The following is a 17,580-nucleotide window of genomic DNA, read 5'->3' as shown; positions in this document are numbered from 1 at the left end:
TGCTGCCAACAGGGAAGACATCATGAGCAGCGTCACCGACCGCCGCCGCAGCCTGCGTGCCATCCTCGATGGCCCGGCCTGCATCCATCCCGGCTCGGTCTACGACCCCATGTCGGCCCGCATCGCCGAGGATCTCGGCTTCGAGCTCGGCATGTTCGCCGGCTCGACCGCATCGCTCACCATCCTCGGCGCGCCGGACAATATCAGCATCACGCTGAGCGAGTTCGCCGAGCAGTGCCGCCGGATCTGCCGCGCGGTGAAGCGCCTGCCGGTGCTGGTCGATGCCGACCACGGCTACGGCAATGCGCTGAACGCGATGCGGACGGTGCAGGAGGTGGAGACCGCCGGCATCGCCGGCATGACGCTGGAGGACACCGTCCTGCCGCGCATCTATGGCGATGGCGCGGTCTCGCTGCTGAGCCTGGAGGAGGGGCTGGGCAAGGTGCGCGCCGGCCTCGCGGCGCGCGACGACCCGTCCTTCTGCATCGTCGCCCGCACCAGCGCCGTCAATGTCACTGGCCTGGCCGATGCGGTCGAGCGCACCAAGGCCTATACCGCCAGCGGCGCCGACGCACTGTTCTACACTGGCATCACCAAGCACGCCGAGCTGGACGCGATCTTCGCCGTGGCGACGAGGCCAATCATCCTCGGCGGCGCCGAGGGGCCGGAGCTGAGCGACCGCGGCTTCCTCGCGGCCCGCGGCGTCCGCATTGCTCTGCAGGGCCACCAGCCGATCATGGCGGCACAGCGCGCGGTGTTCGAAACCTTGAAGGCGCTGCGCGAGGGCACGCCGCCGAAGCAGCTGCCGGGCCTGCCGGACAAGGAATTGATGCCGCGCATCACCCGCGACGGCGACTACAGACGCTGGACGAAAGACTTCCTGGGCGGCGCGTGACGGAGGACACCACGATGAGCAATGAACCTGAAAGCCCCTTCCTCACGCTGCATGAATTCGTCAAGGAAGCGAAGTCGCGGCTGAGCCCGGGCAACTGGGACTACCTGGTCGGCGCGACCGAGACCGAGACGACCATGCTGCGCAACCGCGCTTCCATCGACGCCTGGGCTTTCCGCCCGCGCGTCTTGCGCGACGTTTCCTCGATCGACGTCTCCGGCCGCTTCCTCGGGCGGGCGATCACCTTGCCGGTCATGCTGGCGCCGGTCGGCGGGCTTGAGAATTTCGACCCCGAGGGCGGCGCGCCGGCCGGTCGTGCGACGACCGCCTATGGCGTGCCGATCATGGTCTCCTCCGTCTCCATGCCCGGCCTGCAGCCGATGGCGGAGGCGACGGCGGGCGGCATCAAGGTTTTCCAGCTCTATGTCCGGGGCGATTTCGACTGGATCTGCGGCATCACCCAGCAGGCGATCGATGCTGGCTACGACGCTTTCTGCATGACGGTCGACACCGCCATCTACAGCCGGCGCGAGCGCGACATCGCCAAGCGTTTCGTCAAGCCCTGGCGGACGCGCGCCACCGGCCAGCACTTCCAGGCGGCGCTGAACTGGGCCGACGTGAAGCGCTGGAAGGAGCGCTTCCCCAATACGCCGCTCGCGTTGAAGGGCATCGCCACCGCCGAGGACGCGGCGATCGCCTGCGATCATGGCGTCGAGGTTGTATATGTCTCGAACCATGGCGGGCGGCAGCTCGACCACGGCCGCGGCGCCCTGGCGGTGCTGCCGGAGGTAGTGAAGGCCGTCGATGGTCGCGCCAAGGTGTGGATCGATGGCGGCTTCAGCCGCGGCACCGACATCGTCAAGGCGATCGCCCTCGGCGCCGAACTGGTCGGCATCGGCCGCCTCTACTGCTACGCACTGGCCGCGGCCGGGGAGGCCGGCGTCACCCAGATGCTGCGGCTTCTGGAGACGGAGGTGCACGAGGTGCTCGGCCTGCTCGGCGTCACCGCCTTCGGCCAGCTCGACGGCAGCTACCTGCACCCCGTGGCGCCGGTTGTGCAGCCGCATGTGCACAGCGCGTTCCCGCTGACCAACCTGGCGGACCCCGGCTACCGCTAGCCCGCTTGCGTCATCGCCGCAGGCTGTCCACCCTGTCTCCGATGATGGCGCAGGGGATGGGCGATGGTGGTGCCGCTGATCGGATATCTCGACCGCTTCTCGGCAAGGCCGGGTGAGCGGCTCGAGGTCAAGGTCTCCTCGCAACTCGCCACGCCCTACCGGGCGGAGCTGGTGCGGGTGCGGCATGCCGATCCCAACCCGGCGGGGCCGGGGATGAGGCTGATCCCGGTGCCGGCGGATTGGACCGGCGAGTATCCCTCCGTCGCCAAGCCGGTGCCGAGCGGCGCGCTCGGCCGCGCCGCGGGCCGGCTGCCGCTGGACGAGAGCTTTTCCCTGCTGCTGCGCGTCTCGCCCTGGCTGCCGCGGGAGGCACCGCAAGTGGTGCTGGCGCTGGCGGGCGAGGGCAGGGCGCTGACGCTGTCCGTCACCACCGCCGGCTTCGCGGTGGAGGTGCTGCAGGATGGCGCGAGGACACGCTGCGCCACCGCCGCGCCCCCGCAGCGACGCAGCTGGTACGAGCTCTCGGTCACGGTCGGCCATGGCCGGCTGACGCTGACGCAGCGGCCGCTGCAGCAGGTCTGGGGCGCGTCGGATACCGGTGCGGCGGAGGCGGCGCTGCCGGTCGCCGACTGGTCCGGCGAGATCGCCATCACCTTCGCCGCCGCGCCCGACGCCACCGCGCATTTCAACGGCCGCATCGAGGACCCGCTGCTGCTGCGCGGCACGCCGCGCGTCACGCTGGATGACCCGGCGGCGCTGCTCGCCTCCGGCCGCATCCTCGCCTGGTGGGATTTCGCCGAGGCAATGGAGGGCGAGGCGCTGCACGATCGCGGCCCGGCCGCGCTGCACGGCACGCTGGTCAACCTGCCCGCCCGTGCGGTGAAGGGCAGCCGCTGGACCGGCGCCGAGCACGCTTGGCGTCACGCGCCGCGGCACTACGCCGCGATCCATTTCCATGAGGACGACCTCGAGGATTGCCGCTGGGCGACCGATTTCACCATGACGATCCCTCAGGGCATGCCGAGCGGCGTCTATGCCGTCCGGCTGACCGCGAACGGTCACTGGGACATGATCCCCTTCTTCGTGCTGCCGCCGAAGAGCGTGGCGCGCGCGGCGGTGGCCTACCTGGCCAACACCTTCACCTGCCAGGTCTATGCGAATTACCGCCGCCCGGAATTTCCCGATGATCACCGCGCGAAGCGGCAATCCTGGGGCGCCTTCGACTGGTGCGGCAACCTGGTCACCGATTACGGCCTATCGACCTACAATGCCCATGTCGACGGCAGCGGAATCCATCTTTCGACGCGTCTGCGGCCAATTATGAACATGCGGCCGGGCTTCGTCGCGGTGCCCGATCCGAAGGGCTCGGGCCTGCGACACCTGCCTGCCGACACCCACCTGACCGACTGGATGGAGGAGAAGGGGATCGCCTTCGACGTCATCACCGACGAGGACCTCGACGACGAGGGCTTGCCGCTGCTGGCGCGCTACAAATGCGTCGTCACCGGCTCGCATCCCGAATACCACAGCCAGGGCACGCTGGACGCGCTGCAGGCCTATGTCGCGCAGGGCGGCAGGCTGGCCAATCTCGGCGGCAACAGCTTCTACTGGAAGGTCGGCCGGCGGCCGGACCGGCCGCATGTGCTGGAGATCCGCCGGGCCGAGGGCGGCATCCGCGCCTGGGCGGCGGAGCCGGGCGAGTATTTCCAGCAACTCGACGGCACGCTCGGCGGGCTCTGGCGCCGCAACGGAAGGCCGCCGCAGCAGCTGTGCGGCGTCGGCTTCAGCAGCCAGGGCCGCTTCGAGGGCAGCCACTACCGCCGCATGCCCGGCGCCGACGACCCTCGCGCCGCCTGGATCATGGAAGGTGTCGAGGGCGAGACCTTCGGCGGCTTCGGGCTTTCCGGCGGCGGCGCCGCGGGCTTCGAGCTGGACCGCGCCGACCCGGTGCTCGGCACGCCGCCCAATGCCGTTATCCTGGCGCGGTCAGAGGGACACCAGGACCATTTCGTCGTGGTGCACGAGGAGATGCTGACCAACCTCACCACCGTCACCGGGGAGAAGCCGGAAGACCTGATCCGCGCCGAGATCGTCCATTTCGAGACGCGCAACGGCGGCGCGGTCTTTTCCACGGGGTCAATCACCTTCTGCGGCAGCCTGTCGCACAACGGCTATGCGAACCCGATCTCGCGTATGCTCGAGAATGTCCTCACCCGGTTCCAGGCCTGATTGCATGAAGACCGATACGCCCGTCACCATCCGCCGCTCCGACTACGCGCCGCCGACCTTCTTGGTGGACACGGTCGAACTGGACTTCGATCTCGACGCGGCATCGACCACGGTGCGGGCGAAGCTGGCGCTGCGGCGCAATCCCGCCGCCGCAGCGGACGCGCCGCTGCACCTGGATGGCGATGGATTGACCTTGGTGCAAGCGAAGCTCGATGGTGTCGTGCTTCCGCCGGAACGCCTCGCCTTTGCCGGCGACGGATCGCTGACCATCGCCGGCCTGCTCGATGTGGCGGTGCTGGAGACGGTGGTCCGCATTGCGCCGGAGACGAACACCTCGCTCTCCGGGCTCTATACCTCCGGCGGCAACTTCTACACGCAATGCGAAGCGGAAGGCTTCCGCCGGATCACTTTCTTCCCGGACCGGCCCGACGTGATGTCGCGCTACACGGTGACGATCACGGCCGACAGGGCGCGCGTGCCGGTGCTGCTCTCGAACGGCAATCCGGATGGCGCCGGCGATGCGGGGGAGGGACGCCACCGGGCCCGCTGGGTCGATCCGCACCCGAAACCGAGCTACCTCTTCGCCTTGGTCGCCGGCGACCTCGTTGCCGTCTCCGACCGCTTCACCACGCGGTCCGGCCGCGACGTCGCGCTGAACATCTGGGTCCGCCGCGGCGACGAGGACCGCTGCGGCCATGCGATGGACAGCCTGAAGCGCAGCATGACCTGGGACGAAGACATCTACGGCCTCGAATATGACCTCGACGTCTTCAACATCGCCGCCGTCTCCGACTTCAACATGGGGGCCATGGAGAACAAGGGACTCAACGTCTTCAACACGAAATACGTGCTGGCGAGCCAGGAGAGCGCGACCGACGGCGACTGGCAGGGGATCGAGACGGTCATCGCGCATGAATATTTCCACAACTGGACCGGCAATCGCGTCACCTGCCGGGACTGGTTCCAGTTGTCGCTGAAGGAAGGCCTGACCGTCTTCCGCGACCAGGAATTCAGCGCCGACATGGGCAGCCGCGCCGTCAAGCGCATTCGCGACGTGCGCGGCCTGCGCGCCGCGCAATTCCCCGAGGATGCGGGGCCGATGGCGCACCCGGTGCGGCCGGACAGCTATATCGAAATCGACAATTTTTACACGCCGACGGTCTATCAGAAAGGTGCCGAGGTCGTCCGCCTGATCCACACTCGCATCGGCGCCACCGCCTTCCGACGCGGGATGGACCTCTACACCGCCCGCAACGACAACCAGGCGGTGACGATCGAGGATTTCGTCACGGCGATGCAGGACGCGTCGGGCATCGACCTCTCCGCCTTCTATGGCTGGTACGACCAGGCCGGCACGCCGGAGTTGACCGCTTCGGACAGCTACGACCCGGCGACGCGGCGCTTCACCCTGACGCTGCGGCAGCAGACCCCGCCGACGCCAGGGCAGCCCGACAAGCATCCGGTGCCGATCCCGGTCGCCATGGGCCTGCTCGGCCCGGACGGCGCGCCACAGGCAACCCGGCTGGCGGGTGAGAACGCGGCGCAGCCCGGCACCCGCACGCTGCTGCTGGAGGGCACCGAGCAGAGCTTCGTCTTCGAGGACGTGCCGGCGCCGCCGGTGCCCTCCCTGCTGCGCGGCTTCTCGGCCCCGGTGCGGCTGCGCGGCGTGACGCGCGACCGGCTGCGCTTCCTGGCGGTGCATGACACCGATCCCTTCGTTCGCTGGGAGAGCGGGCTGCAATACGCCGCCAGCGTGATGCTGGAGATGGTCGCGGCGCAGCAGCGCGGCGAACCGCTCGGCTTCGACGCGGCGCTGGCCGAGGCGGTGGCGAATACCCTGGCTGCAGCGGGGGACGACCCGGCCTTCGCTGCCGAAGCGCTGTCGCTGCCGGGTGAAGGCTTCCTTGCCGATCAGATGGAGATCGCCGACCCGGTTGCCATCCATGCCGTGCGCCAGCACCTGCGCGCCGAGATCGGTCGTCGCTGCAGGCCTGCGCTGCGCGCCACCTACGATGCGCTTGCCGAGACCGGCCCCTACCGCATCGACGGTACCGCCATCGGTCGCCGCGCGCTGCGCAATACCTGTCTCGCCTACCTGACCGCCGCAGGCGATGGCCCGCTGGCCAAGGCGCAGTTCGACACGGCAACCAACATGACCGACAGCCTCGCCGCGCTGTCGCTGCTGGCGGATACGGACGGGGCGGCGCGTGACAAGGCATTGGCCACCTTCCATGCGCGGTGGCGCGGCGACGACTTGGTGCTGGACAAGTGGTTCTCCATCCAAGCCATGGCGGCGCGGCCGGACGCGATCGCCGCGGTGCGCGCGCTCTACACGCATCCGGATTTCGACCTGCGGAACCCCAACCGCGCACGCTCCCTGATCGGGGCCTTCGCCAGCGGCAACCCGTCGCAATTCCACGACCTGTCCGGGGAGGGCTACCGCTTCCTCGCCGATGCGGTGATCGCGCTGGATCCGATCAATGGCTCGATCGCCGCGCGGCTGGTTGGGCCGCTCGGCCAGTGGCGGCGGCAAGCCGCAGCACGAGGCACGCTGATGCGGCGGGAGTTGCAGCGGGTGCTGGATACGCCGAACCTCTCGAAGGGTACCTTCGAGAAGGTTTCGAAGGCGCTGCTGTAGGGCGGCCGCATCGCCTACGCAAAGGTGTTCGTGACGCCAATGCCACGATGACTACTCTCGGCCGCAGGAGGCCATGGCTTGGCGCGTATTCGGCGGAGAACCTTGTTCGGAGAGATGGGCGGCTGCACGCTTGCGGCACTTCTGCCCGGCTGCACCTCGATCGGGCCGACCCGGCTCGATCGGGACCAGCTCGACTATGCGCGGGTGATGGCCGAGGCGGGCAAGCGGCAGACGCTCTTTAACCTCGTCCGCATGCGCTATGGCGAGCCGCCCGCCTTCCTCGCCATCCGCCAGGTCGTGTCGGGCTATACCATGCAGGGTACCCTGCAGGCCGGGGTCAATGCCTATCCGCAGGCGAGCACGAGCACTTTCGGCACGCTGCTCGGCACCGCGCAATACACGGATCGCCCCACCTTCACCCTGAACCCGGTGACCGGGGAGCAGTTCGTCGAGGCCTATCTGCGCCCCTTCGCGCCGGCCGACGTGCTGCCGCTCATCCAGGGCGGCATCCCCGTGGACCTGCTGTTCCGGCTGATCGCGCAGTCGATCGGCTCGCTGCAGAACATCCATCCGCTCGGCGGGCCGAACCGCAGCGGCTCGCCCGAGTTCCTGCAGCTGCTCTCCTGGCTGAGCAAGTTGCAGGAAGGCGGCGCGCTGCGCGTTCGGCTGCACCGGCACAAGGATCAGACGCGCGTCTACGTCGCGCTGGACACCCGCAGGTCGGCCGGGCTGCGCAGCCTTGCCGCCCGCGTCTTCGAACTGCTCAGCCTCGATCCGGCCTTGCCGGAGGTGGAGGTCATCTACGGCGCCGCGCAGGACCAGCAGCGGGTCCGGGAGATTCCCGTCCTTACCCGCTCCCTGCTCAACGTGCTCTATGCCATTGCGGCGGAGATCGAGCTGCCCGATGAGGATGTGCGGGCCCGGCGCGCCCCGCCGACCCTGCTCGAGCCGGGCAATCCGCGGCCGAGCATCGTCGTCCGGTCGGCCCCGTCGCAGCCTGCCCGCAGCTATGTCTCGGTGCTGGTCGGCGACACCTGGTACTGGGTCGAGGATACGGATTACCCTTCGAAACTGGCCTTCACGATCCTCGAACTGCTCAAGTCGATCGCCGAGGGCACCCGCGGCTCCGCGCCGCCGGTGCTCACCATTCCGACCGGCTGATCCCTCAGGCCTTCAACGCGCCTGTGATCGCATCCAGCACGGCGGCCATGGCCGCCTGGAAGGCCGGGCCGTCGAGGTAGCCATCCGTCTCGCCGGCCCGCTCGACAAAGGCCTGCCAGCTCGGCTTCGCCATAGCAGCGCGGAAGCGGTCGTGCAGGTAGGCCACCGCCGCGTCGGGCGTATTCGCCGGCACCACCCAGCCCTTCATGTTCTCGAGCGCCATGTCCCAGCCGAGCTCCTTCAGGGTCGGCACCTCGGGATAGCCGGCCGCGCGTTCGGCCGAGCAGCAGGCCAGCACCCGCAGCAGCCCGCCATCGGTCAGGCCGCGGAACTCCTCCGGGCTCGCCACCATCAGGTCCACCTGGCCGGAGGCGACCGCTTGCAGCCCCGGCGCGCCGCCCGTGAATGGCACGTGCAGCAGCTCGACGCCCGCGCGCTTCTCCAGCACCACGAAGGCTGCGTGGTAGATCGAGCCGTTGCCGGAAGAGCCGTGGCTCACCGCCTGCGGCTTCACCCGCGCAGCGGCGATCGCCTCCGGCATCGTGCGGTAGGGGCCCTCCGCCCTGGCCAGGATGAACATCTGCTGCCGCATGAGACGGATCACCGCGCGGAAGCCGTTGCGGGCGTCGTAGGGCAGGGTGCGGAAGGCGGGGATGCTGGTGCTCTCGGACCCGCCGCCCATCAGCAGCACATGGCCGTCGCCCTGCATGCCGGCGACCTGCTGCGCCGCGATGGTACCGCCGGCGCCGGGCTTGTTCACCACGACCAGGGGCTGCGGAAACAACGGCTGCGCCGCCTCGATGATGGCGCGGGCGATCAGGTCGGCGCCGCCGCCCGGGGCGAAGCCGATGATGCACTGGATCGGCCGCGTCGGCATCCAGTCTTGCGCGCCTGCGACGAACGGCGCGGCGGCCAGCCCCGCGATCAGGTGCCGTCGATGCAACATGGAATCCTCCCTCTTGCTTGTCCCCAGCCTAGCCTGGACAGCGCCGGCGCGCGCGCCTTCACTCCGCAGCCGGAGGAGTCATCCATGCCCGATACGCCGCGCCTGCCCGTGCCGCCGGGCGCCTGCGACACCCACATGCACATCTACGGGCCGGTCGCGCGCTACCCGCTCGCCGCGACCGCCGCCAAGCCGCCACCCCTTCAGGCCGACCTTGCCGCCTGGCGGCGAGTCCTGGCGCGGCTCGGCCTGTCGCGCACCGTGGTGGTGCAGCCTTCCGCTTATGGTACCGACAATGCCTGTACGCTGGACGCGGTCGCCGCACTGGGCGAGGCTGCCCGCGCCGTCGTCGTCGTCACGCCGGAAACGCCGATGCCCGAGCTGCACCGCCTGCATGCCGCCGGCGCCCGCGGTGCGCGCTTCTTCATGATGCAGGGCGCGCCGCAGGGCTGGGACGCGCTCGCGCCCGTCGCTGCCCGCATCGCCCCGCTCGGCTGGCACGTCCAACTGCAATTCGATGGTACGGAGCTGCCGGAGCGGGAGGCTTCGATCCGCGCGCTTCCCTGCGACGCGGTCATCGACCATGTCGGCCGCTTCCATCCGCCGGTGCCGACCGACCGGCCGCAGGTGCGCGCGCTGCTGCACCTGCTGGAGACCGGCCGGGTCTGGATGAAGGCCAGCGCCGCCTATAACACCTCGCGCAGCGGCCCGCCGCACTACGACGACGTCGCCGCCATCGCCCGCGCCGCGATCGGCGTCGCGCCCGACCGCATCCTCTGGGCCAGCAACTGGCCGCATCCGAACCCGCCCGATTACCCCATCGAGGAAGCCGCGCTGCTCGACCTGCTCGGCCAGTGGGCGCCGGACGAGGCGACACGGCGGCGCATCCTGGTCGACAATCCGGCCGCGCTCTACGGTTGGACCTGAGGAAGGAACGACGATGCTGAAACGCCTGCTGCTCCTGCTGCCGCTGCTTGCGGCCCCCGCCTGGGCGGCCGAGCCCGATCCGCGCGTGCTCTCCTTCAAGTTGCCGGACCAGATCCCCTGGGGCCCGGTCACCGCGAATGGCAACCAGCAGGCAGTGCTGGTCGGCGACCCCTCCAAGCCCGGCTTCTACGCAGTGATGGTGAAATGGCTGCCTGGCCACATGTCGCGCCCACATTTTCACCTGAACGACCGCTTCATCACCGTGCTGTCCGGAACCTGGTGGATGGGCTCCGGCCCGCGCTTCGACCCCGACGGCACCGTGCCCGTCCCGGCCGGCGGCTTCGTCACCCATTACGGCCGGGGCATCCACTACGACGGCGCCAAGGGCGAGCCTGCCGTGCTGCTGATCGTCGGCGCGGGCCCCGGCACTTCCACCCCGGCAGAGGCGAAGTGACCACGGCGCTGATCAAGGGGCGCTTCCGCGGGCCCGACGGCATCGGCAATGGCGGCTATGTCGCCGGCCGCATGGTGGCGCTGCTCGGCTCGCAGCCGGCCGAGGTGACGCTGCGGCGCGGCTGGCCGGTCGACGTGCCGCTCTCCATCCGCCGCGACGACGCCGCGATATCCGCACGCGATGCCGAGGGCAACCTCGTCGCCGAGGCGCGCGAGGCCGCGCTTGACCTCGACCCGCCCCCGCCGCCGACGCGGGACCAGGCTGCGGCGGCGACGCGCTGGTTCCTCGCCAGCCCCTTCACCCACTCGACCGGTCTCTGCTTCGTCTGCGGCTCGGCCGCGCCCGGCGGGCTCGGCGTCTTCACCGGCAGGGTCGAGGGCCGGCCGGGGATCGCCGCCGCGCTCTGGCACCCGGATGCCCGCTTCGCCGGCGCCGATGGCGGCATCGCCCCGGAATTCCTCTGGTCCGCGCTCGACTGCGCCGGCGCTTTCGCTTTCACGGTGGATGCCGTGCCGCAGCGCATGCTGCTCGGCCGCATCACCGGGCGGCTGCAGGGCGGCATCGCGCCGGGCGAGGCGGTGACCGTGCTCGGCTGGCAGATCGGCCGGGAGGGGCGGAAGCTGCATGCCGGCACCGCGCTTTTCGGCGCGGATGGCAGGCTGCGGGGAATTGCCCGGGCGCTTTGGGTGCTCCCGGCCCCGGTGGCGGACTGAGAGGCTTCCAGGTCGCCCGCCTCCCGGCGCCGCCTGCCCGCGCCTCCGCCGCTTCTGGTCGGCCCAGCATCGGGTCTAGCATGCGTCCCCGCGAAACAACGGAGGGAGCGGACCATGGCGATCCAGGCGCTCGGCTATGTCGGGATCGAGGCAACGGCGCCGGAGGACTGGGCCGGCTACGGCACCCGGTTCCTCGGCCTGCAACTCGCGGAACGCAGCGCGGCGCAACTGGTCTTCCGCATGGACGACCGTCGCCAGCGGATCGTCGTCACCCCCGGCGCGCGCGACGGCGCCCGCTTCTTCGGCTGGGAGGTCGCCGACTCCGCGGCCCTGGTGGCCCTGGCGGCGCGGCTGGAGGCGGCCGGCGTGGCGGTGGCCCCTGGCGACCCGGCGCTGGCCGGGCAACGCCGCGTGGCCGGGCTGATGGTGACGCAGGATCCCCTCGGCAACCGGGTGGAGATCGTCCATGGCGCCGAGCACACGGTCGAGCCCTTCCGCCCCGGCCGCTGCATCAGCGGCTTCCGCACCGGCGCGCTCGGCCTGGGCCATGCGGTGCTGACCGTGCCTCGGATAGCGGATGTGCTGCCCTTCTACCGCGACCTGCTGGGCTTCCGGGTCTCCGACTATGTCACCAACCCGTTTCACGCCTATTTCCTGCACGTGAACCCGCGGCACCATTCGCTCGCGCTGATCGAAACCGGCCAGGCCGGGCTGCACCACCTGATGATGGAGCTGTTCAACCTGGACGACGTCGGCCAGGGCTACGACTTGGCTATGCTCGAGGAAGGGCGGGTAGCGACCTCGCTCGGCCGCCACACCAACGACTTCATGACCAGCTTCTACGCCCGCACCCCGGGCGGCTTCATGGTCGAATACGGCTGGGGCGGGCGGCAGGTGGATCCGGCGACCTGGCAGCCGGTGGAGATGACCTCGGGCCCCAGCCTCTGGGGGCATGAGCGAACTTGGGGCAGCCCCGAGATGCGCGCCGAGGCCCGCCGCCTGAAGCTGCAGGCCGCGGCCGCGGGCGAGCGCGCGCCGGTGCAGGTGCTGCCCGGCAACCACACGCTCATGCAGGGCGAATGCCTGTGGTGGGACGGGGTGAAGGCGGCGGCCGAGTAGGCCGCCGGCCATCAGTCGACCTGGAGCTTGTTTTCCAGGATCACCTTGCGGAACTCCTCCCGGTGGGCTTTCAGGAAGGCGGTGAAATCCGCGGTGTCGCGGTGCTGCGGCTGGAAGCCGATGCCGGCCAGGCGCTGCCGCACCTCTGGCGTCGCCAGCGCGCGCCCGGTCTCCTCGGCCAGCCTCGCGACGATCGCCGGCGGGGTGCCGGCCGGCATCATGTAGCCGCCGAAGGCACCGACATCGAAGCCCGGCAGGTTGGCCGCCTGCGCCAGCGGCGGGATCTCCGGCGCCAGCTCGCTGCCGGCGCCGAGCGAGATGCCGAGCGCCCGCAGCCCGCCCTGCCGCACCAGCGGACCGGTTGCGGCCAGGGTGTCGATGGCGAAGTCCACCTGGCCGGCCATAACGGCGGTCAGCGCCGGGCCGCTGCCCTGGAAGGGCACGTGCACCGTGTCGAGCTTCGCCGCCGAGAGGAACATCAGCGTGATCAGATGCGCCGCCGCCCCGGTGCCGGAGGAGGCATAGGTGTATTTCCCCGGCTCCGCCCGCACCTTGGCGACGAACTCCGCCGCTGTCATGGCCGGGAATTTCGGGTTCACCGTCAGCAGGTAGGGCGAAATGCCGATCATCGCGACCGGGGCGAAATCCTTGTCCGGGTCGTAGGGCGTCCGCTGCACCAGCGGCGCGGTGGTGATCGGCCCGGTCGAGGCGGCGAGGATCGTGTAGCCGTCAGGCGGAGATTTGGCGACGTTGTCGGTGCCGATCATGCCGCCGGCGCCGGCCCGGTTCTCCGGGATGATCGGCTGGCCCCAGAGTTCCGAGACCCGCTGGCCGGTGATCCGGGCCATCAGGTCCGTCGCCTGGCCGGGCGGCCAGGGCACCACCATTCGCACGGCACGGCCGGGATAGGCGCCCTGGGCGTGGGCGAGGCGGCCGGGAAGAATGGCGGGCGCGGCGAGGCCGGCGGTGGCGAGCAGCAGGGCACGGCGTTGCATCCGGGCGCTTCCTTGGTTGTTTCCGCGCATGTGGCGCGGGCGGCGTCCCGTGCCAAGCGATATTTGAGCGAAATGGAACCCGATCGGCGCGAAAGCGGCGCTACTCCGCCCGGATGCCGAGCTGGCGGATCACCGGGCCGAACAGCGCTGCCTCCGCCCGCATCAGGTTCCGGAAGGCGTCGGGCCCGACCGGCGCCAATTCGATCCCGATACCGAGGAAGCGGTCCTTCATCTCCTGCGTGGCGAAGCCCGCCTCGATCTCCGCCAGCAGCCGGTCGAGGATCGGCTGCGGGGTGCCGGCCGGCAGCAGCAGACCGTTCCAGCCGCCGATGTCGTAGTTGGGCAGGTCGGCCGCCTCAGCCAGCGGCGGCACGCCGGGCAGCAGCGCGGTCGGCTTCTTCGTGGTGATGCCGAGCAGCCGGAGCTTGCCCTGCTTCACCAGCGCCCCGGCCGCGGCGATGGTCTCGATCGCATAGTCGATCTGCCCGCCGAGAAAGGCCGCCATGGCCGGGCCGCTGCCCTGGAAGGGGATGTGCAACGCGTCCAGCCCGGCCTGGGCGTTGAACACCGCGGTCAGCAGGTGCTGCGCCCCGCCGATGCCGGAGGAGGCATAGGTGTATTTCCCCGGCGCCGCCTTCACCGCCGCGACGAAGCCGCGCGCATCTTCCGCCGGGAAGTCCGGCCGCACCAGCAGCATGTAGGGCGAGATGCCATAGGCCGCGACCGGGGCGAAGTCGCGCTCCACCACGTAGGGCGTCCGCTGCACCAGCGGGCTGAAGGTGATCGGCCCGATCGAGGCGGCGAGCATGGTGTAGCCGTCGGGCGGGGCCTTGGCGACGAAGTCGGTGCCGATCTGCCCGCCGGCGCCGGCCTTGTTCTCCGGCACCACGTTCTGGCCGAGCCGCTGGGTCAGCATCTGCGCCACCAGCCGACCCTGCAGGTCGGTGGACTGGCCGGGCGGCCAGGGGATGATCATGCGCGCGGCGCGGTTCGGCCAGGGCGCCTGGGATTGCGGCTGCGCCTGCGCCGGCGCGGCCGCCAGCCCAGCCGCGCCGAGCAGCAGGGACCTGCGATGCGGCATGCTTGTCCTCCCGGATTTTCCGGCAGCGCAGCACGGCCCGCGGGCGGCGTCTACTCCACCTTCATGCCGGCGCGCCGCACCACCGGCGCCCAGCGGGCGCGGTCCTCGGCGAAGAAGCGGGCGAAGGCTTCCGGGCTTTCGCTCGGCTCGACCTCGACGCCGCCATCGAGCAGGCGGCGGCGCAATTCCGGCTCGGCCAGCGTGGCGTTCAGCGCCGCATGCAGTCTGGCGATGCGGGCGGGCGGCGTGCCGCCGGTCGCCAGCAGGCCGAACCAGGTTGCCGCCTCGACCTGCGGGAAGCCTTCCTCGCCGGTGGTGGGAAGATCCGGCATGGCGGCGCTGCGCTTGGCTCCGGCGATGGCGACGGCGCGCAGCGCGCCGGACTGAATATTCGGCTGCATCGGCGCGAGCGCATTGGTGAAGACCTGCACCCGGCCGGCGACCATGTCGTTCAGCGCCGGGCCGGTGCCGCGGTAGGGAATATGTTCCATCTCCACGTTCAGCGCCTGCGCCAGCATGGCGCCCGCCGCATGGCCGGTGCTGCCCACTCCGGGCGAGGCATAGGCCAGCGGCGGGCCGCGCCGCGCTACCGCCTGCAGTTCCTTCAAGCTGGTCACCGGCAGGGAGGGGTGCACGACGATGACGTTCGGCCCCAGCGCCATCAGGCCGATTGGCGCGAAGGCGGTGGCGACGTCGTAGGGCACCTTCGCCTGCACGAGCGAGGTGATGGTCAGGCTGCCGCTGCCGCCGAGCACGATGGTATGGCCGTCCGGCGCGGCGCGGGCGACCACCTCCGCCCCCAGCATGCCGCCGGCGCCGCCGCGGTTCTCGATAACGAAGGGCTGGCCGAGCCGGGCCGCCATGCCTTCCGTCACCAGCCGGCCGATGATGTCGTTGGTGCCGCCGGGCGGCCAGGGGATCACCAGGCGCAGCGGCCGGTCGGGGAAGGCGGGCTGGGCCTGTGCCGCCACCGGCAGCAGCAGCGCGACGAGCATTGCAAGGCGGGGCAGCATGGCGGTCCTTCCTGTGCCGCGGTCGCCGCCGCGGTCAGGCGGGATCATCCCCCGGCCATCGGGCCAGGGGAAGCCCGGCCGCAGCTTCCCCGTGACAGCGCCGCCGCCGCGCCAGCAGAATAGCCGCAACGACCCGGCGCCGCGCCCGCGCGCGGCGACACGGACATGATGGGAGGCCATGACCATGCACCGCCGCGCCACTTTCCGGCTTGGGCTCGGCGCCGCCGCGCTGCCCTTGCTGTCTGCGCCCAGCCTCGCGCAGGCGCCCTGGCCGGCGCGGTCGCTCCGTCTCATCATCCCCTGGCCGCCCGGCCAGTCCACCGACGTCCAGGGCCGGCTGATGGCCGCCTGGCTGTCGGAGCGCCTGGGGCAGACCGTGGTGCCGGAGAACCGGCCCGGTGCCGGCGGGCAGATCGGCACCAATGCGGTCGCCAAGGCCGTACCTGATGGCTACACGATCCTCTCGGCTTCGATAGGCCCGATCACATTCAGTCCGCTGGTGCAGCGCACGCCCTATGAGGTGGAGCGGGAACTGGCGCCGGTCGCGACCTTCGGGCTGGCGCCCTTCATGCTGCTGGTGAAGCCGGACTTCCCGGCGCAGGACCTGCGCGGGTTCCTGGCGCTGGTGCGGGCCAATCCCGGCAAGTTCAGCCACAACTCCTCCGGCGTCGGCGGTGCGCAGCACCTGCTGACCGCTTTGTTCAACGCCAAGGCCGGGCTCGATGCGCTGCACGTGCCCTTCCAGGGCAGCGCCCCGGCGCTGGCAGCGCTGCTCGGCGGCCAGGTGGACTACGGCATCGATACTCCCGCCGCCGCCTGGCGACTGGTGCAGGAGGGCCAGTTGCGGGCGCTCGGGCTTAGCACCGCCAAGCCCTCGCCCCTGGTCCCCGGTGTCATGCCGATCGCCAGTTCCGGCGGACCGCCGGACTACGATATCGGCGGCTGGAACGGGATGATGGTGCCGGCCGGCACGCCGCAGCCGATCATCGACCGGCTGGTGGCCGAGATCCGCGCCGGGCTGGCGACGCCGGCGCTCCGCCGCCAGTTCGAATCGGTCGGCGTCGAGGTGGACCCGCAGGGACCGCAGGAGTTCCTGGCCATGCTCCGCAGCCTCTGGGGCAGCTTCGGGCCGTTGATCCAGCAGCTCGGCATCCGGGCGGAATGAGGATGCCAGGCCGCCGCGCCACGCTCTCCACGCTGCTGGCCGCGCCCTCGCTGGCCCGGGCGCAGACCGCCGCGCCGATCCGCCTGCTGGTGAACGGCACGCCCGGCAGCATCTCCGACATCCTTTGCCGCAGCTTGGCGGAGGGGCTGCGGGACCGGCTCGGCCGGCCGGTCGTGCCGGACAACCGCTCGGGGGCCGGCGGCTTCGCCTCGGTACTCGGCGCGCGCGGCCAGCCGGCCGATGGCAGCGTGCTGGTGCAGGCGAATATCGGCGTCACCGCCCTGGCGCCGTTGGTCTTCCGCCGACCGCCGATCGACCCGGATGCCGAGCTGGCGCCGATCTGCCACCTGACGGAAAGCCCCTTCGGCCTCGCTGTCCGCGCCGATGCGCCGGGGGGCGGCACCTTGCAGGGCTGGCTGGCGGCGATGCGGGCACGTGGTGGCGGGGAGGTGGCGGTGAACAGCGCGACCGGCCTGCCGCGCTTCATGGTGCACCGCCTGTCCGTCGTCTCCGGCGTGCCGCTGGCCCCGGTGATCTATCGCAGCAGCGGCGCCATGCTGCCGGACCTGGAAGCCGGGCATGTGCCGGCCGGGCTGACCATCGGCGGCGAGTTCATCGAGCAGCACCGCGCCGGCCGGTTGCGGCTGCTGGCGCAGAGCCTGGGCGAGGGGCGCTGGTCGCTGGCGCCGGAGGTTCCCCGGTTCAACGAGCAGGGTCTGGGAGATTTCGTCGCCAGCGCCTGGAACGGGCTCTTCGCCCCGGCCGGCCTGGCGGAGCCGCGCGCCCTGGCGCTGGCCGAGGCGGTGACGGCGGCGCTGCATGCGCCGGAGGCGCTGGCCCGATTGCGGCCGATGGGGCTGGAGCCGACCGGCGGCACCCCGGCCCAGCTTCGCGCCCGCATCGCCACGGACCGCGCGCGCTGGGCGCCGGCGATCGAAGCGAGCGGGTTCAAGGCGGACGAGCCATAGGCCGGGCAAGGAAAAGCATTCCCTACCCAAGCCCGCCTCCGCCTTCCTGTAAGTCATACTGTCTCCGGTTGATCAGCTCGGCTGAACTGGCCTGGGCCACCAATAGAAGTTGGTGTGCGGCTGGAGGGTGGCGGCATCGAGCTGACGACAGCGCTCGGCGACGA

At 70.9% G+C, this 17,580-nt stretch carries 15 protein-coding genes; 11 read left to right on the top strand and 4 right to left on the bottom strand.

Annotated features, from left to right (window positions below):
• Positions 1-22: 22 nt before the first annotated feature.
• From E2C06_RS01810 to E2C06_RS01790, 5 genes are all read left to right on the top strand, one after another.
• Positions 23-895 carry an isocitrate lyase/PEP mutase family protein gene (locus E2C06_RS01810; RefSeq protein ID WP_133286874.1) on the top strand — a complete coding sequence of 291 codons (873 nt, stop codon included), beginning with the start codon at positions 23-25 and terminating at the stop codon, positions 893-895.
• A 14-nt stretch (positions 896-909) separates the two neighbouring features.
• Positions 910-2,010 (top strand): alpha-hydroxy acid oxidase, encoded by a 1,101-nt coding sequence (locus E2C06_RS01805; protein WP_133286873.1) that lies wholly within the window; start codon positions 910-912, stop codon positions 2,008-2,010.
• Positions 2,011-2,079: 69 nt separating this feature from the next.
• A complete protein-coding gene (locus tag E2C06_RS01800; protein ID WP_206664398.1) occupies positions 2,080-4,239 on the top strand; it encodes a N,N-dimethylformamidase beta subunit family domain-containing protein in 2,160 nt (719 codons plus the stop codon).
• A gap of 4 nt (positions 4,240-4,243) precedes the next feature.
• The gene (pepN, locus tag E2C06_RS01795; RefSeq protein ID WP_133286872.1) at positions 4,244-6,877 is read left to right on the top strand and encodes an aminopeptidase N; all 2,634 of its coding nucleotides are present in this window, start codon (positions 4,244-4,246) and stop codon (positions 6,875-6,877) included.
• A gap of 102 nt (positions 6,878-6,979) precedes the next feature.
• Entirely contained in the window at positions 6,980-8,038 is a 1,059-nt protein-coding gene (locus tag E2C06_RS01790) for a hypothetical protein (protein ID WP_133286871.1), read from the top strand.
• Positions 8,039-8,042: 4 nt separating this feature from the next.
• Here the strand turns inward: E2C06_RS01790 and E2C06_RS01785 are convergent, their stop codons facing one another.
• Positions 8,043-8,984 carry a Bug family tripartite tricarboxylate transporter substrate binding protein gene (locus E2C06_RS01785; RefSeq protein ID WP_133286870.1) on the bottom strand — a complete coding sequence of 314 codons (942 nt, stop codon included), beginning with the start codon at positions 8,982-8,984 and terminating at the stop codon, positions 8,043-8,045.
• Positions 8,985-9,068: 84 nt separating this feature from the next.
• Here E2C06_RS01785 and E2C06_RS01780 point away from each other — a divergent pair, with 84 nt between their 5' ends.
• From E2C06_RS01780 to E2C06_RS01765, 4 genes are all read left to right on the top strand, one after another.
• A complete protein-coding gene (locus tag E2C06_RS01780) occupies positions 9,069-9,908 on the top strand; it encodes an amidohydrolase family protein (protein ID WP_133286869.1) in 840 nt (279 codons plus the stop codon).
• A 13-nt stretch (positions 9,909-9,921) separates the two neighbouring features.
• Positions 9,922-10,362 carry a cupin domain-containing protein gene (locus E2C06_RS01775; RefSeq protein WP_165982152.1) on the top strand — a complete coding sequence of 147 codons (441 nt, stop codon included), beginning with the start codon at positions 9,922-9,924 and terminating at the stop codon, positions 10,360-10,362.
• Positions 10,359-11,075 carry a hypothetical protein gene (locus E2C06_RS01770; RefSeq protein WP_133286868.1) on the top strand — a complete coding sequence of 239 codons (717 nt, stop codon included), beginning with the start codon at positions 10,359-10,361 and terminating at the stop codon, positions 11,073-11,075. Before E2C06_RS01775 ends, E2C06_RS01770 begins: the two co-directional genes overlap by 4 nt.
• Positions 11,076-11,189: 114 nt before the next feature.
• Entirely contained in the window at positions 11,190-12,194 is a 1,005-nt protein-coding gene (locus tag E2C06_RS01765; RefSeq protein WP_133286867.1) for a VOC family protein, read from the top strand.
• 11 nt (positions 12,195-12,205) lie between these two features.
• Here the strand turns inward: E2C06_RS01765 and E2C06_RS01760 are convergent, their stop codons facing one another.
• The 3 genes from E2C06_RS01760 to E2C06_RS01750 all read right to left on the bottom strand — a co-directional run bounded on the left by E2C06_RS01760 (position 12,206) and on the right by E2C06_RS01750 (position 15,283).
• On the bottom strand, positions 12,206-13,189 hold the full coding sequence (locus E2C06_RS01760) for a Bug family tripartite tricarboxylate transporter substrate binding protein (RefSeq protein WP_165982151.1): 984 nt from the start codon (positions 13,187-13,189) through the stop codon (positions 12,206-12,208).
• Positions 13,190-13,289: 100 nt separating this feature from the next.
• Positions 13,290-14,270: a Bug family tripartite tricarboxylate transporter substrate binding protein gene (locus tag E2C06_RS01755; protein ID WP_133286865.1), complete on the bottom strand. Its 981-nt coding sequence runs from the start codon at positions 14,268-14,270 to the stop codon at positions 13,290-13,292.
• Positions 14,271-14,320: 50 nt separating this feature from the next.
• Entirely contained in the window at positions 14,321-15,283 is a 963-nt protein-coding gene (locus E2C06_RS01750) for a Bug family tripartite tricarboxylate transporter substrate binding protein (protein WP_241671077.1), read from the bottom strand.
• A gap of 178 nt (positions 15,284-15,461) precedes the next feature.
• On the opposite strand from E2C06_RS01750, the gene E2C06_RS01745 reads away from it, so the two are divergent.
• Complete coding sequence (locus tag E2C06_RS01745; RefSeq protein WP_133286864.1) at positions 15,462-16,448, top strand: Bug family tripartite tricarboxylate transporter substrate binding protein; 987 nt, start codon at positions 15,462-15,464, stop codon at positions 16,446-16,448.
• A 2-nt stretch (positions 16,449-16,450) separates the two neighbouring features.
• On the top strand, positions 16,451-17,416 hold the full coding sequence (locus E2C06_RS01740; RefSeq protein WP_165982150.1) for a Bug family tripartite tricarboxylate transporter substrate binding protein: 966 nt from the start codon (positions 16,451-16,453) through the stop codon (positions 17,414-17,416).
• Positions 17,417-17,580 lie beyond the last annotated feature (164 nt).

The sequence above is a fragment of the Dankookia rubra genome (genome assembly GCF_004355005.1).
Lineage (GTDB): Bacteria > Pseudomonadota > Alphaproteobacteria > Acetobacterales > Acetobacteraceae > Paracraurococcus > Paracraurococcus ruber_A.
Note: the sequence above shows the minus strand (reverse complement) of the source record. Positions and strands in the feature narration are given on the sequence as shown.

Excerpts from the sequence above, each read along its gene's own strand:
- E2C06_RS01745 (WP_133286864.1), top strand. The coding sequence starts at position 15,462 with ATGACCATGCACCGCCGCGCCACTTTCCGGCTTGGGCTCGGCGCCGCC.
- E2C06_RS01780 (WP_133286869.1), top strand. The coding sequence starts at position 9,069 with ATGCCCGATACGCCGCGCCTGCCCGTGCCGCCGGGCGCCTGCGACACC.
- E2C06_RS01805 (WP_133286873.1), top strand. The coding sequence starts at position 910 with ATGAGCAATGAACCTGAAAGCCCCTTCCTCACGCTGCATGAATTCGTC.
- E2C06_RS01755 (WP_133286865.1), bottom strand. The coding sequence starts at position 14,270 with ATGCCGCATCGCAGGTCCCTGCTGCTCGGCGCGGCTGGGCTGGCGGCC.
- E2C06_RS01760 (WP_165982151.1), bottom strand. The coding sequence starts at position 13,189 with ATGCAACGCCGTGCCCTGCTGCTCGCCACCGCCGGCCTCGCCGCGCCC.
- E2C06_RS01810 (WP_133286874.1), top strand. The coding sequence starts at position 23 with ATGAGCAGCGTCACCGACCGCCGCCGCAGCCTGCGTGCCATCCTCGAT.
- E2C06_RS01740 (WP_165982150.1), top strand. The coding sequence starts at position 16,451 with ATGCCAGGCCGCCGCGCCACGCTCTCCACGCTGCTGGCCGCGCCCTCG.
- E2C06_RS01750 (WP_241671077.1), bottom strand. The coding sequence starts at position 15,283 with ATGCTGCCCCGCCTTGCAATGCTCGTCGCGCTGCTGCTGCCGGTGGCG.
- E2C06_RS01775 (WP_165982152.1), top strand. The coding sequence starts at position 9,922 with ATGCTGAAACGCCTGCTGCTCCTGCTGCCGCTGCTTGCGGCCCCCGCC.
- pepN (WP_133286872.1), top strand. The coding sequence starts at position 4,244 with ATGAAGACCGATACGCCCGTCACCATCCGCCGCTCCGACTACGCGCCG.
- E2C06_RS01765 (WP_133286867.1), top strand. The coding sequence starts at position 11,190 with ATGGCGATCCAGGCGCTCGGCTATGTCGGGATCGAGGCAACGGCGCCG.
- E2C06_RS01785 (WP_133286870.1), bottom strand. The coding sequence starts at position 8,984 with ATGTTGCATCGACGGCACCTGATCGCGGGGCTGGCCGCCGCGCCGTTC.